The organism is Cupriavidus sp. C1SS-2L, assembly GCF_057073735.1.
Genome location: NZ_CP172708.1, coordinates 425,810 through 439,885, shown reverse-complemented (window position 1 = coordinate 439,885; position 14,076 = coordinate 425,810). Strand labels below are relative to the sequence as shown.

General features: G+C 65.5%; 17 protein-coding genes. 3 read left to right on the top strand and 14 right to left on the bottom strand.

Going from position 1 to position 14,076, the window contains the following annotated elements; all coding sequences use genetic code 11:
- Positions 1-33 precede the first annotated feature (33 nt).
- The 6 genes from ACIGJG_RS02050 to ACIGJG_RS02025 all read right to left on the bottom strand — a co-directional run bounded on the left by ACIGJG_RS02050 (position 34) and on the right by ACIGJG_RS02025 (position 4,765).
- On the bottom strand, positions 34-579 hold the full coding sequence (locus ACIGJG_RS02050) for a pilus assembly PilX N-terminal domain-containing protein (RefSeq protein WP_220631266.1): 546 nt from the start codon (positions 577-579) through the stop codon (positions 34-36).
- Positions 580-582: 3 nt separating this feature from the next.
- Positions 583-1,620, bottom strand: coding sequence for a PilW family protein (locus ACIGJG_RS02045; RefSeq protein WP_041679804.1), 1,038 nt, complete (start codon positions 1,618-1,620; stop codon positions 583-585).
- Positions 1,620-2,222 carry a type IV pilus modification protein PilV gene (gene pilV, locus ACIGJG_RS02040; protein ID WP_011296591.1) on the bottom strand — a complete coding sequence of 201 codons (603 nt, stop codon included), beginning with the start codon at positions 2,220-2,222 and terminating at the stop codon, positions 1,620-1,622. Before pilV ends, ACIGJG_RS02045 begins: the two co-directional genes overlap by 1 nt.
- Positions 2,219-2,707 carry a GspH/FimT family pseudopilin gene (locus ACIGJG_RS02035; RefSeq protein WP_011296590.1) on the bottom strand — a complete coding sequence of 163 codons (489 nt, stop codon included), beginning with the start codon at positions 2,705-2,707 and terminating at the stop codon, positions 2,219-2,221. The genes pilV and ACIGJG_RS02035 overlap by 4 nt, the downstream gene beginning before the upstream one ends.
- 2 nt (positions 2,708-2,709) lie before the next feature.
- Positions 2,710-3,150 (bottom strand): type IV pilin protein, encoded by a 441-nt coding sequence (locus tag ACIGJG_RS02030; protein WP_011296589.1) that lies wholly within the window; start codon positions 3,148-3,150, stop codon positions 2,710-2,712.
- Between the two features lie 289 nt (positions 3,151-3,439).
- Positions 3,440-4,765 carry an aspartate aminotransferase family protein gene (locus tag ACIGJG_RS02025; RefSeq protein ID WP_011296588.1) on the bottom strand — a complete coding sequence of 442 codons (1,326 nt, stop codon included), beginning with the start codon at positions 4,763-4,765 and terminating at the stop codon, positions 3,440-3,442.
- Between the two features lie 323 nt (positions 4,766-5,088).
- Between ACIGJG_RS02025 and ACIGJG_RS02020 the strand changes: the two genes are divergently transcribed.
- A complete protein-coding gene (locus ACIGJG_RS02020) occupies positions 5,089-5,982 on the top strand; it encodes a MurR/RpiR family transcriptional regulator (protein ID WP_011296587.1) in 894 nt (297 codons plus the stop codon).
- Positions 5,983-5,991: 9 nt separating this feature from the next.
- On the opposite strand, the gene ACIGJG_RS02015 is transcribed toward ACIGJG_RS02020, so the two are convergent.
- Together ACIGJG_RS02015 and ACIGJG_RS02010 are read right to left on the bottom strand one after the other, a co-directional pair.
- Entirely contained in the window at positions 5,992-6,900 is a 909-nt protein-coding gene (locus tag ACIGJG_RS02015) for a glutamate/aspartate ABC transporter substrate-binding protein (protein ID WP_011296586.1), read from the bottom strand.
- Between the two features lie 122 nt (positions 6,901-7,022).
- Entirely contained in the window at positions 7,023-7,499 is a 477-nt protein-coding gene (locus ACIGJG_RS02010) for an ion channel (protein ID WP_011296585.1), read from the bottom strand.
- A gap of 159 nt (positions 7,500-7,658) precedes the next feature.
- Between ACIGJG_RS02010 and ACIGJG_RS02005 the strand changes: the two genes are divergently transcribed.
- Positions 7,659-7,907: a hypothetical protein gene (locus ACIGJG_RS02005; RefSeq protein WP_011296584.1), complete on the top strand. Its 249-nt coding sequence runs from the start codon at positions 7,659-7,661 to the stop codon at positions 7,905-7,907.
- Positions 7,908-7,981: 74 nt separating this feature from the next.
- Here ACIGJG_RS02005 and ACIGJG_RS02000 read toward each other — a convergent pair whose 3' ends face one another.
- The 6 genes from ACIGJG_RS02000 to ACIGJG_RS01975 form a co-directional block, all read right to left on the bottom strand.
- Complete coding sequence (locus ACIGJG_RS02000; RefSeq protein ID WP_011296583.1) at positions 7,982-8,308, bottom strand: RcnB family protein; 327 nt, start codon at positions 8,306-8,308, stop codon at positions 7,982-7,984.
- Between the two features lie 154 nt (positions 8,309-8,462).
- Positions 8,463-9,227, bottom strand: coding sequence for a DUF4410 domain-containing protein (locus ACIGJG_RS01995; RefSeq protein WP_011296582.1), 765 nt, complete (start codon positions 9,225-9,227; stop codon positions 8,463-8,465).
- Between the two features lie 175 nt (positions 9,228-9,402).
- Positions 9,403-10,740, bottom strand: a complete 1,338-nt coding sequence (locus ACIGJG_RS01990) for an ATP-binding protein (protein ID WP_220631636.1) — start codon at positions 10,738-10,740, stop codon at positions 9,403-9,405.
- Complete coding sequence (locus ACIGJG_RS01985) at positions 10,740-11,453, bottom strand: response regulator (RefSeq protein ID WP_483672692.1); 714 nt, start codon at positions 11,451-11,453, stop codon at positions 10,740-10,742. The genes ACIGJG_RS01990 and ACIGJG_RS01985 overlap by 1 nt, the downstream gene beginning before the upstream one ends.
- A gap of 26 nt (positions 11,454-11,479) precedes the next feature.
- Entirely contained in the window at positions 11,480-11,782 is a 303-nt protein-coding gene (locus ACIGJG_RS01980; RefSeq protein ID WP_041679462.1) for an EF-hand domain-containing protein, read from the bottom strand.
- A 68-nt stretch (positions 11,783-11,850) separates the two neighbouring features.
- Positions 11,851-12,813, bottom strand: a complete 963-nt coding sequence (locus ACIGJG_RS01975; RefSeq protein WP_483672691.1) for a hypothetical protein — start codon at positions 12,811-12,813, stop codon at positions 11,851-11,853.
- A 318-nt stretch (positions 12,814-13,131) separates the two neighbouring features.
- Here ACIGJG_RS01975 and ACIGJG_RS01970 point away from each other — a divergent pair, with 318 nt between their 5' ends.
- A complete protein-coding gene (locus tag ACIGJG_RS01970; RefSeq protein ID WP_483672690.1) occupies positions 13,132-14,028 on the top strand; it encodes a sterol desaturase family protein in 897 nt (298 codons plus the stop codon).
- Positions 14,029-14,076 lie beyond the last annotated feature (48 nt).

The window sequence follows — 14,076 nt, the reverse complement described above, 5'->3', positions numbered from 1 at the left end:
AATCTCGCCGGCCAAGTCGATGCATGGCGTCTGTCAGGGACATACCGCTGGCGCGGGGACGCGCACACCGATGCCTTGATGCACCGTCACGGCGGTATTGGTCGCGGCCGCGTCGGTCACGGTCGATGCAACGTCCCACTGCGTGGATTCGCACAGTGAACTGCCGGCGGCGCTGTTCGACCCCGTGAGGATGCCGGTGTTCTGGCTGCCACTGCCGACGAAGCACGAGACATCGTTCGCATCGTTAAGATCCAGCTGCGTGTTCTTGATCGGCAGCGCCGAGGTGCAGGCCGGCACCGCAACCTGGGCCGTGTAGTCCGTCTTGCCATCCGCGTTCAGGTCCACCGGCAGCGCCACCGCGGCGGACGCCGGTGCCGAAGTGAAGTCCTGACTGATCACCTGTTCAACGGCCTGCTGGGCCGCATCGCGTGCTTCCACGGTGTGCTGCTGGTTCGCGGCTACCTTGACGTTGACCAGGCCCGAATTGACGATCGTCAGCGCCATCAGCATGAACATGGCCAGGAAGATCAGCGTGACGATCAGCGTCACCCCAGACTGGCCGCGGCGAATTCGTTCCACTGCTTACTCCCGTGTGCCGGCCACATTGACCAGCCGCGCAACCGTCGAGTAGACGTGGCGCTTGTAGCCGTCATTGAAGGGACCGCTGGCCGTGGCGCGGCCCAGGTCATAGGTGCGGTTGTCGACCTGGCCCATGGACTGCTGCAGCGTTCGCGCCAGCACGCTCACGCGCATCGTCGTGACGTTCGACCAGTTGGTCAGCGGGACGCTCCAGTCGTAGCCGGGGACACTGGTGCAGGCCGCCGCATTGTTGGCGCCCGGATCGTCCACATAGCAATCCGCGGAGCCGTTGTTGTCGAGATCCATGCCGTAGATCACGTGCATATCCTGGATGCCCTGCGCCAGCGACTGGCTCTGGAAGGCGCCGTTCACGAGCTCCGCCATCTTGAGCGTCGGAATGCCGTCGCCGCCATTGCTGCACAAATCGCACGCGGACAGGTAGAAGATGCGCACCACCGCTTGCCGCAACGGCGCGGGTACGGTCGGATCGCACGCCTTGGTCCGCATGGTGAACGCCGGGGCGCTGGCGTCGAAGACAAAGGACACGCTGTCGTCGGGGCAGGACGATACCTGCAGGTACGGCACGCCCGCCGCAGGCGCGGCCGAGGTCACCGTGGCAACGCGGCGCATCACGACGATCTCCGATCCTGCAGTGACATCCGGCAGGCATGGCAGGACCGTACCCGGCGCGAACCCTGTCACGGCCAGCGGCAGCGTGATGGACGGCGATGTGGAAAAGCCGAGCGCCGCGGGCGACGTCGCGCATGGCACAGGCTGGGGATTGGTCGGCGTGGCGCCCTTCGCGATGCCGCCCGCACCAAAGAAGCCCGCCAGCTCCGCATCACGCCGGATCAGGTCCAGCGCATAGCGGCCATTCTCGATCTGCTCGCTCGACTTGATGAGCTCGGACCGCGACATGCTGTTGGCGTAGTAGAGGCTCGCAAGCGCCGTCAGCAGCAACAGGCCCAGCGTGATGCCGATCATCAGCTCGACCAGCGAGACGCCGCGCTGGCGGCGCAGGATGCTTCGGTGCCCCGCCATCATGACAGCACCCCGATCCGGACTTGCGTGCTGATGGCGCGCCGGTAGGCGTCATTGCCATACTGGTTCTGCCCGCAAGGCAGTGACGGCGCGACCGTCTGGGTAAGCCCCTGCCAGGTCACCGTGACCCGATAGATCTGGTTGACCACATCGACGTTCTCGATGCAGCCGCGCGCGCCGATCATGGCGCCCACCGCCTGCGCGCCGCTCGCACTCTGACGGACTTCCCCACTGCCGAGCAGTGCGGCGTTCCAGGCCTGGAGATCGGCCGTCGCCATCGCCTGTTGTGCTGCGGAGCCCTGCGTACATGCCGCAGGCGCTGCAGCGCCGGTGCCCAGGCTCATTCCTGTGGCGCCGTTCGAATAGCACGTGGCAATCTGCCGATTCGCATTGAGTCGCGTGGCCATGTCCTGCAGCAGCGCAATGGCCTGTACCCGCTGGTAGGACTCCATTTCAGACTGGCTGGAACGCGCGACCAGCCCCGCTGTGCCCATGAGGGCCACCAGCAGGATGACGACCGCCACCAGCACCTCGATCAGCAGAAACCCCTTCTGGGCGACGACCAGGCGACCCACGCGCGCCCTTGCCTGATGACGCCTCATGAGCAGACTCCGGTCGAGGATGCGACGCGGCCGGTCGGACTGATCTGGACGCACACGGTCGAGGCACTGGTCGCGCCGCTGGAAGGCGCAACCTGGAAGGTCAGCGTGCCACCGGCGAGGCGGCCGTCGTTGCCGACGCTCAGCGCATTGCCGCCGCTCGCGGCAATGGCCAGCCCCTGGTACGGCCCGAAGCTGCGAACCGTTTCAGCACCTACCGAAACGGTCCAGCCCGCCGTCCAGGCGGCACCAGTAGTCGACATGCTGACGTTCGCATTGCGCTTGACCGCCTCGCTGCGTGCCAGCAGCAGCGATGAACTCAGGTCCAGCGCGGCACCTCGTACGCGCTGCATGGCGATCATGGACGAAAACGAAGGCGCTGCCGCGAACGTGATGATCGCCAGAATCGTCACGACGGCAATCATCTCGACAAGCGTGAATCCGCCGCGACTGGCTTGAGGCAAGGGAGACGAGCCGAAGGCAGCCATGTTCAGTTCCAGCAGTTGGAACCGCTGCCCGACGCTGACTTGACGCCGGCACTGGTCAGGGTCAGCGTGCCGCAGGACGTATCGCCGCTGAGCTGCGAGCCGACGGGCGTTGCGACGATGTTGTATGCAGGGGGTGGACCCGCAACGAGCGCGGTGGTGACGGTATAGTTGGTCGCGACGCTCGATGGCACGGTGGTGTACCCGAGCGTAGCCATGCTGGACGCGTAGGCGCGGTTGTCGAGCAGATATCGCTCTTGCGCGCCCGAGACTTCGAGCATGAACGCCTCGGCTGCCGCCCGGTTCGAGCGCAACACGTACCGCGTATAGGACGGAATGGCGATGGCCGCCATGATGCCGATAATGGCCACGGTGATCATCACTTCGATCAGCGTGAACCCACGCGCCTGCCTGGCGCTGCGCAAGCGCGCGCACCGGCATGGCATGCCGGCAGACCCACCTTCCCCAATGACCCGAAACGACAGCGTTACAAGCTTGACCCTGCTGTCGTGTCGCACTGCAGGGCTTCTATGTCCCATGCTCGCGCTCCGAAGCTTATTTATGTGGCGGCCGACCTATTTCCGGCGGCTCTGGCGCGAAGTGTAAGACACCGAATTGTATGGGTCAAAGAAATTACTATGTGGACCGTGCGGCGTTGCGGCTACAAGACAGGCCGGTCATGTACCCCAATGATCACAATCGTGACAAATAACGGCACGCCGCACTGTTGTGTCGCTAGGCGGGCAACACCGCGGCGACCGCAGCCGTGAAGCGCTCCACGATCTTGTCGATGTCCTGCGCCGTGCAGATGAATGGCGGGGCGAACAGCACGTGGTCACCATGCACGCCGTCCACGGTGCCGCCCATCGGGTAGACCAGCAGGCCGTGCTGCATGGCGGTGCTCTTCAGCCTGGCATGGGTTTTCAGCTTCGGGTCCAGCGTCGCCTTGCTGTCGCGGTCGGCGACGAACTCGACGCCGACAAACAGGCCGCGGCCGCGGATATCGCCAAGGTTCGGATGGTTGCCCAGCGATTCGCGCAAACGCGCGCGCAACTGCTCGCCGCGCTGTCGCACATTGGCCAGCAGGTTGTCTTCGGCGATCGTGCGCTGCACGGCCAGCGCGGCGGCGCATGCCGTGGCGTGGCCGATATAGGTGTGGCCATGCTGGAAGAAGCCGCTGCCGGCGACGATGGTGTCGTAGATCCGGCGCGTGGAGATCATCGCGCCGATCGGCTGGTAGCCACCGCCAAGGCCCTTGGCAATGGTGACGATATCGGGCACCACGCCATCTTCTTCGCAGGCAAACAGATATCCGGTGCGGCCCATGCCGGACATGACCTCGTCCAGGATCAGCAGCACGCCGTACTTGTCGCAGACAGCGCGAATGCGCTTCAGGTAGTCGCCCACCGGCGGCACGGCGCCGGCGGTGGCGCCGACCACGGTCTCCGCAACGAAGGCCGCGACGTTCTCGGCCCCGAGTTCCTGGATCTTGGCCTCCAGTTCGTCAGCGAGCCGTTGCGCATATTGCGCGTCGGTCTCGCCGGCCACCTGGTCGCGGTAGGCATAGCACGGCGACACATGGTGCGCGGGCACTAGCAGCGGCAGGAATGGTTCACGCCGCCATGCGTTGCCGCCAATGGCCAGCGCGCCGAGTGTATTGCCGTGATAACTCTGGCGCCGCGCGATGAAATGGCGGCGGCTGCCCTGCCCCAGCTCGACGAAATACTGGCGCGCGAGCTTGAGCGCGGCCTCGACCGCCTCGGAGCCGCCCGAGACGAAGTAGACATGTTCCAGATCGCCGGGCGCGGCCTGCGCCAGCGTTTGCGCGAGCGTTTCGGAGACCTCGGTGGTGAAGAACGAGGTATGCGCATACGCGATGGTGTCGAGCTGCGCCTTGATCGCCGCGATCACGCGCGGATGGCCATGGCCCAGCGACGACACCGCCGCGCCGCCCGAAGCGTCGAGGTAGCGGCGCCCCTCGCTGTCGACCAGTTCGACGCCGCTGCCGGCGACCGCGACGGGCAAGGTTTGGCGCGGGTTGCGATGAAAGACATGGGTCATGGCGATCGGTCCTGCGAAATGGAGAGTCAAGAATTCGAAGCGTCGAAGCGGAGCCGGGCGGCGCGCCGTGGACTTACACGTTCTAGTCCCGGTGGTCGATATACAGCGAGCGCCGCAGCACGGTTATGGCAAGTATAAGAAGAAGGCTGTCCAATTTGCAACATATGTTTCATTGATTGCAACACAGGAATCGGATGCTTCATTTGCACGCAGCCGATACAGCGTCCCGCCGTCCGCCGCAGGACATGGCTGCGACAACGGCCCGGTAATGCCGAGGCGCTGCAGCTGTGCAACAATCGTTACAACCCCAATCCGGAGTACCAATGTCGTCCGACAGCATCACCCCGCCCGAAGACCTGGATGCACTGCAGGCCCGGCTGCGCGCGAGCTTTCCGACACTAAGCCTGCAGTTCCAGAGCGGCGCGCGTTACCTGCTGGACCATCCGCAGGACGTGCCGGTGCTGTCCATGCGCAAGATCGCTGCCAGTGCGGGGGTGCAGCCGGCTACGTTGGTGCGACTTTCGCAGCACATGGGCTTCGAAGGCTGGCAGGGTCTGCGCGAGCTGTTCGTCGACGCGCTGCGCGGCAGTTCGCAGCCGTATGCGCGCCGTGCGCGCAAGGTGGTGCGCGACGGCGGCACGAGCCGCATGCTCGGCGAGATGCTGGAAGCGCAGCACAACAACCTCGACCAGATCGGCGCGGGCAATGAGAATGCGCTGCAGGCCGCCGCCGACCTGATGTCCGGCGCGGCGTGCGTGCACGTGGCGGGGTTCCGCTCGTGCTTCCCGATCGCCTTTACCTTCCACTATGTCTACCGGCTGTTCCGCAGCACCGTGCAGCTCGTGCGTGGCGACGCCGGCACGCTCGAGATGGAGCTGCGTGCGTTCACCCCACGCGATGTCGTGATGGTGATCAGCTTCGCGCCGTACTCGCAGGAGATCATCCGCGTGGCCAGCGCCGCGCGCGAAGCCGGCTGCAAGGTCGTGGCGCTGACCGACAGTTCGGTCGCGCCGATCGCGCTGGCTGCCGACTGCACGCTGCTGTTCTCGGTGGAAAGCCCGTCGTTCTTCCCGTCGATCACGGCCGGCATCGCCACGGTCGAAGCGCTGGTCGAGCAATTGCTGGCGCGCAAGGGCAAGGGCGCGATCCGCGCGCTGGAACTGGCTGAAGGCGAACTGCACCGCGCCGGCGCTTACGTGCCGGCGAGCCGCAGTTAGTTGCCAGGCTTATTCGAAAGCCTCGTCGTTCGGATTGGCGTAGGCCTTCTTCACGGGCTCGCTCATCGGGAACTCGAAGTTGATGTTCTTGGGCGGCACCGGCTTGAGGAACCACTTGTCATAGAGCGTGTTGATCTCACCGCTCTTCATCAGGCCGGTCAGGACGCCGTCCACAAGCTGCTTGAAGCCGGGATCGTCCTTGCGCAGCATGAAGCCGTAGGCCTCGAACGACTGCGGCGTGCCGACCACCACCCACTCGGCCGGGTTCGGCGCCAAAGTGCGCGCGCCCGACAGCAGCACGTCATCCATCATGAACGCCGCCACGCGGCCCGACTGCAGGATCAGGAATGATTCGCCATAGTCCTTGGCGCTCTGGATCGTGATGTTGGCCTTCTTCTCGTCGTTCAGGCGCCGCAGGATGCGCTCGGATGTCGTACCGGCGTTCGTGACCACCGCCTTGCCGGACAGGTCGGAGAAGTCGTGCACCGGGCTGCCCTTCTTCACCAGCAGCCGCGTACCCGCGACGAAGAACGTGGTGGAAAACGCCACCTGCTGCTGACGCGACTTCAGGTTCGTGGTGACGCCGCATTCGAGGTCGACCGTGCCGTTCTGCACCAGTGAAATGCGGTTCTGCGAGGTGACCGGCACCATGCGGACCTGCAGGTTGGGTTGGTTGGTCTGCTTCTTCACCTCGTTCACCACACGGTCGCAGAGGTCCTGCGAGAAGCCGATCACCTTCTGGTTGCTGTCGTAATAGGAGAACGGGATCGAAGAGGTACGGTGGCCGATGGAGATGGTGCCGGAGGATTTGATCTTGCTGAGTGTGGGGCTGGCTGCGACGTCGACGGCATGGGCCAGGCCGGCGGGCAGGCTGGCCGCCAGGGCCAGGCACAGGAAGGTGGCTTTCACGACGTTCATGGTGGCTCCTTGGGATTGAGGAATCCGGGTAAGGGAATGCTAGGGGCCAGGAAACATTCGTTCCATTATGGATAACCATGAAACGGTTGTTTTGTTGGACGGGGTGACCGCTCTTGGCACCACTATTTGCCCGACCGCTTTTCCGCCTCCTGCACTTCATCGATCTGCCAGTCGCGCCGCATCATGACGTAAGTGAACGAGGTCGACCAGCCGATCAGGATCAGGCCGACCAGCGGCTCGATACTGGCGATCAGGCGGCTGGCACCTATCGGGTAGATATCGCCGAGGCTCTGGGTGGTGTAGGTTTCCAGCGCGAAGTAGACGTAGACCACCGGCGTTATCTCGCGGCTGCCAGCGAGTCCGCCGAGGCCCAGGCCGTGGTCGGACAGCCAGAAGCCGAACGCGAAGACCATGGCCTCCAGGCAATGGACCAGGATGATGCAGACGATCAGCACGCCGAGGTTCATGCGGCCGCTCCAGCGCTTGGGGTGCAACGCCCAGAACAGCCGCAGCGCTTCGTAGTGGATGGCAACCGCCGTCACCGTCAGGATGGCGGCACACACCAGGGCCAGGGAATAGTGCTCGGCAGAGGATTCCATGCGAGATCAGATCGGTCGGGACGAGAACGGCCAGCGGCCTCCAACATAACACCGGAATGCCTGCCGGGGCACCCGCCGGCACAGCGCCGCACTGCGACAGGCGCCGGCATTGCGCATGGACTATGCTGGATTTCCCAACCTCATAAAGCGGGAGGGAATGTGCGCAAGACTCTATCGATCCTCGCGGCCGTGCTGCTGACCAGCATCAGCGGCCTGGCACTGGCCCATAACTGCCCCAACGAGATGAAGGCCATCGACGCCAAGCTGTCGACCAATCCGGCGCTGTCGCCGGAAGACGCCGCACGCGTGCAGAAACTGCGCGCCGAAGGCGAGGCGTACCACAAGGCCGGCAAGCATGACGAATCCATGAAGTCGCTTCAGGAGGCAAAGAAGATCCTCGGCATCTGAACGCCGGTAGCAAAAAGAGCCGCCCGCGGGCGGCTTCTTTGTTGCAGGAGGGATGAAGTTTGCGGCGATCGGCCTCAGGTCCCGGCACCCACCTGCTGGATCACGCCATTCGGCGCAACCAGGTAGTACTGCGCCCCCACACCGACCCAGTGCGTGCCCTTGCGCGGCGCCGGCAGGCTGTATTGCTTCCAGTTGTCGATCACATACTGACGGTCGCGGAATTCAGTGGGCAGGCGATCGCCCTTCTTCCATTCCTCAACCTGCATGTAGGGCGACGAGGCAGGGGCCGGAGCCGCAGGTGCGGCCTCCTTGTGCTTTCCCTTGCCTTGGGCAAAGCTGGCGGAAGCTGTGAGGACGCCAGCGATCAGCAACAGCGCGGGCAGCGCTTTTTTTGTCTTCATGGTGATCTCCTTGCGTACGGAAAACGGAACTGCCGGAGCAAACAAGCAGTAACTACCAGCTTAGTCACAAATCGCCGCATATGCGTCCGGACACCTATAAGTGCGGCAACAAGCATGTAACAGGACAGCGCTGCGGCGAGCACTCCGACGACGCTCAGATCGCGGCCGATGCCGACAACCATCCCTCTTCCGTGCTCGCCGCCATCACCTGCATGGCGATCGAATCGGCAAGCCGGGTGGCATCGGCATACAAGCTGTCGCGCTTCGCTTCAGACACCCCATGCACGCCCGTGCCCGCCGCAGCGGCCATTGCAATGTGGCCCGCGGCGGCGCCTACGCCTGCCGTCTCGGCAACGCCGGGAACATGGCCACTGTCGGCCGTGGCGACAAAGTTCTGCAGCGCCACCGCTGCACCGTTGGCGGGCTTGTACGAGATCCGCACCGAGGCACCGACTTCGCTCTTGCCCGCACCGAGGCCGATCAGCAGGCGCCGGCGGCTGGAGCCTTCATCGATCTTGCTGAAGTCGCCATCGACGAGCAGCGCGTTGGCGCCGGCGGGCACCGGACCATCGGCACGCACGGCGTGCAGCCCCCTGGCCTGCAACTGGCGCACGATCACGTCGGCAACCTGCGTGCGCGCTTCGGCGGCAGTGCCGGACTGCGCGCTGGCTGCCGAGCCACCGGAGCCCAGCGTCTTCAGCTTCTGCGCGAAACCGCTGTCGAGCTTCACCTGTCCAGCCTCGGCACCGAATGCGCGGACATAGATGACGTCCGCGTGCACGGGTTGCATCAGGCCGGTCTGCTGGATGCCGGTGACGGACGCGCTGGCGCAACCGGCGCTCAGCATGGCCGCAGTGGCCACGGCAGCGATTGCGAGGCGCTTGGTGTTCAGGGCGATGGCTTGGAAGGTGGTTTGCATGTCGAATCCTTTAATCGGCGGCAATGGCCATTCAGTGATCGGAAACGCTGTCACTACGTGGGGTTGCGGTGAGTGGCGTCGCGGTGACCAAAGTATGGGAAGTGCCCGCCCGAATCGCCATGCATCAAATATTTCGCGCGATGTCACGGCGCGAGGCCCTGGCGTTCTCAGGTGCTCAGATGTGCTGCACGCCTTGCGCGTGGAGCGGCAGCGATACCACGGCCTCCAGGCCGCCGCCCTCGCGCGCGCGGAACTGCAGCGAGCCGCCATGCAGGCGCGCGATGCGATCGACGATCGCGAGACCCAGGCCCGTGCCGCCCGAATGCGTTCGCGCATTCGGGCCGCGGCTGAACGGCGCTTTGAGCTGTTCGAGCTCGGCCGCCGCCATGCCCGTGCCGCGATCGCCCACGGCAATGCACGCGCGCTCGCCATCGCGCCACGTGCGCACGGCCAGGCCCGTCTTGCCGTAGACGACGGCGTTCTGCATCAGGTTCATCAGCAGGCGGAGCAGGCTGACCGGGCGGAACGGAACCGGAGGCAGATCGCCGAGGGACAGATCGAACTCATGGCCGAGCCCCGCGAAGTCCGACGCAAGCTGGCCGACGAGCGCATTGATGTCGCCGGGATGCGGCTGCTCCTTCTCGCCGCTGCCCGCATAGTCCATGAACTGCTGCAGGATGGTCTCGATGTGATCGAGATAGCCTTCCGCGGACGCCACGAACGCATCGTCGGCGCCGCGCGGGATCGACATGGCCATCGCCAGGCGCAGCTTGGTCAGCGGCGTGCGGATGTCGTGCGAGACGCCTGCGAGCATCAGCGCGCGCGTCTGCTCGGCCTGCTGCAGCGCCTGCGTCATCTGGTTGAAAGCGCTGCTGACCTGGGCGATCTCCGTAGGGCCGTTGGTCGGCAGCGGCGGCGGCGAATCGCCCGCGCAGATCTGGCGCGCGGCGTCTGCGAGGTCCCGCAACGGACGGTTCAGGTGAAGCTGGATCAGGTAGCCGGTCAGAGCGGCCAGCAAGGCGAGCGCTGTCGACAAGATCAACGCCGTGGTGATGCCGCCCGCACGCGCATCCTCGGTCATCGGCATGGCGACCCAGCGCGCGGTATCGGCGACGTGCAGGCGGATCCATAGCCGCTCTTCGTCGCCGGACTGCCAGCGCACGGGCATGTCGGATGGCAGGTGGCGCCGCAGCGCTTCGAGGAACACGTCGCGCTGGTAAGTGCGGAAGAGCTGCAGCGGGTTGGGGTCGGCCTGCGGCGTAGCGTGGTCGGGATCCTCCAACTGTGCGCCTAACCGCTGGACCACGGCACCGCTCGTACCGGCGGGCATGGCACCGAGAACGCCGTCGAGCATCTTCACATAGTCCGCAAAGATGATGGCCGCACGCTCGAGGCGCGGACGCTGCACGTAATGCAGCAGCACGGTGAGCGAACACGCCTGCGTGAGCGCCACCAGCGCGAGCAGCAGCGCGATATTGCGCGCCAGCAGCGAACGCGGCAGCCCGATCCGCATCACGATTCGACGCCGGCCACCAGCATGTAACCGATTCCCCAAACGGTCTTGATGAAGCGCGGCTTGGACGGATCGTCCTCGACGATCTGGCGCAGGCGCAGGATCTGCACGTCGATGCTGCGGTCGAGCGCGTCATGGTCGCGCCCGCGTGCCCGCGCGAGCAGGTTGTCGCGGCTCACGGCGCGATTGGGCGACGAACCGAGCGCATGCAGCAGCAGCATCTGAGCGGAATGGACTTCCACGGGCTCGCCGCTGCGCGTGAGAGTCTGCTTGCCGACATCGAAGGTGAAGTCACCAAAGCGCAGTGTCTGCGTGGTGACGGTGGGATCGCCCGCGGCCATCTTCTGGCGACGCAGCAGCGCACGGATGCGCGCCACCAGTTCGTCCGGGACAAAGGGCTTGGCCAGGTAGTCGTCGGCACCGGTTTCCAGACCGGCGACGCGGTCCATCGGGTCGCCCTTCGCGGTCAGCATCAGGATCGGCAGCGTATGCCCTTCGGCACGCAGGCGGCGGCAGATGGTGAGGCCGTCTTCAGGTTCCATCATCAGGTCCAGCACCAGCAGGTCATGGGGCTCGCGCTGCAGGTGGCGGTCGAGCTGCTTGCCATCGGCCACCGCACGCACGCGGAAGCCATGGCCCGTCAGGAACCGTTGCAGCATATTGCGCAGCTCGGCTTCGTCGTCGAGCACGATAATCCTGTTCACCTGCTCCATCGCGAGCCTCCGGCATCGTTGTGGTCTCAACCACCTCTGCGCGACATCATTTCCTGCGTCATGAACGCCTCGATCTGCGGCAGCGTAATGGAGCCGTTGCGCTGCGCGTCGATCTCGTCGAAATGCTTCGCCACCATCGGCATGCCGGCCGCGGCCTGTTCGCGGGTCAGCTTGCCATCATGCGTGGTGTTGGCACTGGCGAAACGCGCCTGCAGTTGCTGCACCGCGCGCTCGACGCGCGGGCCGCCCGCTGCGGGCATCTCCGCACTTTGCGCCAGGGCGCCTGCTGAAACAATACACAAGGCGAGCACTGCAATCATCTTCTTCATGATGTTCTCCGTGGGGTAGCCGGCACACGCCGGCAAGGCATTGAGATTGGGTTTCGAACGAGTCGGACTCATGTGAGGTGCGCAGGCACCCATACACCGGCGGCCCAGTGGCCAGGCACCATCACGGCGGCACGCGGCGGGCGCGCCACGTAGACCACTCGCGGCACGACGTAGACGGCACGCGGCACCGGCGCGGGCCTGACCACCACCATTGGCAGCGGTGCCGTCGCGACGACGACCTTTGGCGGCGGCGGCGGGACATAGACCGTGGCCGGCGGCGGGGGCGGGATATAGACGGCGGCCGAAGGCGGAGGCGGCGGAGGCGGCGGCGTGACGACCACCGGCGGCGTGGCCACCGTTACGACGGCTCCGCCAGTCGTCACAGTTCCTGTGGTCACCGTGCCGCTGGCAACGACCGTGCTGCCATGGACGACGGTGCTGCCGCCACCCGTGGTCACGACGCCCGGCGCCACGCGGGTCGCACTGCCCGAATGCGTGCCGGTGCCGCCATCCGCGCCGGTGACAGTGCCCGAACGTGCGCAGCTCGAACCCGCGCAGTTGGTCGATGCGGCATGGCTGACGGTGTTGCCGTTCGCACCGGTCACCGTGCCGGACGAGGAGTACTGGCCGGCGCCCTCGCGCGTCACGCTGCCTGATGTGCTGGCAGTCTGCCCGTCCGGGCCGGTCAGGTTGCCGGTGTGCGAACAAGTGCCGCCAGTGCAGCTCGTATTGCCGTCATGCTGCACCGAGCGCCCGTTCGGGCCAGTTGCAGTGCCGCTGTTCGAAAACTGGCCGGGAGCGTTACGGGTCACGGTGCCGGTGTTGGTAGCCAGTCCACCGTAAGGGCCGACCACGCCGCCGGCATGCGAGCAGCTGCCGCCGCCGCAGTAACCGTAGTGCGCACCGTTGTAGGTGCCATGCGGCGTGTAGGCCGTGCCGTGGCCGCCCCAGCCCGCAAAGGCCGGGGTGCTGGCCAGCACGATCAACGCGCCGGTAGCGGCGCCAAGCAGTCGGGGAAAGCGTGAGCTCATGTCAGGTCCTTCAGGTTCGGTTCGGTTCGGTTCAGGCCGCACTGTGCGGCGCGGCAACGGACCGAACTATAGGAGGACCACCGGCGCTTTTCGCGGTGGAAAACATGTCACGGTGTTACACGGCGCGCGGCGCCCACTCACTGCCGCCGGCCTGCGATCCGCCGCCATTCCGTGCGTGGCGGCACCCTGCCGGCCATGACACATGGCGACATATTTCCTGCATGGCGCCCGGCGCGGCCGGCCACTACATTTGCCTCACCGACGCGACGGCGGCCCGCTCCGCAAACCAGGCGTCCCACCCACTGCACTGGAACGATCATGCACAACCTACACAAGATCACCCTCTTCGCCACGGTCTTCGTCGTGGCGGCCTCCATGGTGGAAGCCTTCTTCCTGTCACGGAAGGCGCGCCTGCAAGGCAAGACCTACCCCTGGCACGAAATGGGGCTGTCGCTGGCCGACATGCTCGGTCGCAAGCTGATGGCACTGCTGCCGCTGTCGCTGGCCACGCCGATCTTCGCGTTCGCCTGGGATCACCGGATCAACACGATCCACATCCACAACGTGCTGATGGTGCTGCTGCTCTTCATCGGCCAGGAATTCTGCTACTACTGGTACCACCGCGCATCGCACCGCATCCGCTTCTTCTGGGCCACGCATGCGGTGCACCACTCGCCGAACGAGCTGACGCTGGGCACGGCCTACCGCCTGGGCCTGACCGGCAAGCTCACCGGCACCGCGATGTTCTTCGCGCCGCTGGTCTGGCTCGGTGTTCGCCCCGAAGCCGTGCTGGCCGCGCTGAGCCTCAACCTGCTCTACCAGTTCTGGCTGCACACCACGTGGATCCCCAAGCTCGGCTGGTTCGAGTACGTGTTCAACACCCCGTCGGCGCACCGCGTGCACCATGCCTCGAATGTCGACTACCTCGATGCCAACTACGGCGGCGTGCTGATCCTCTTCGACCGCCTGTTCGGCACCTATGTGGAAGAGCGTGAAGACGAACCGTGCCGCTTCGGCCTCGTCCACCCGACCACCACGCATAACCCGATCGTCAACCAGTTCGAACACTGGGTCAGCCTGGGTAAGGACATGATGAAGTCGGGCAGCGTGCTCAATGCTGTCGGTTATCTGGTGATGCCGCCGGGCTGGAGCCACGACGGCAACGGCGAAACCACGGAGACGCTGCGCAGGCAGGCGGCGGTGGGTGTGAGGTAGTCAGCGAAGGGAGCAGCCCGGCCGAAGACTCGGCGGGGCCAGAGAGGC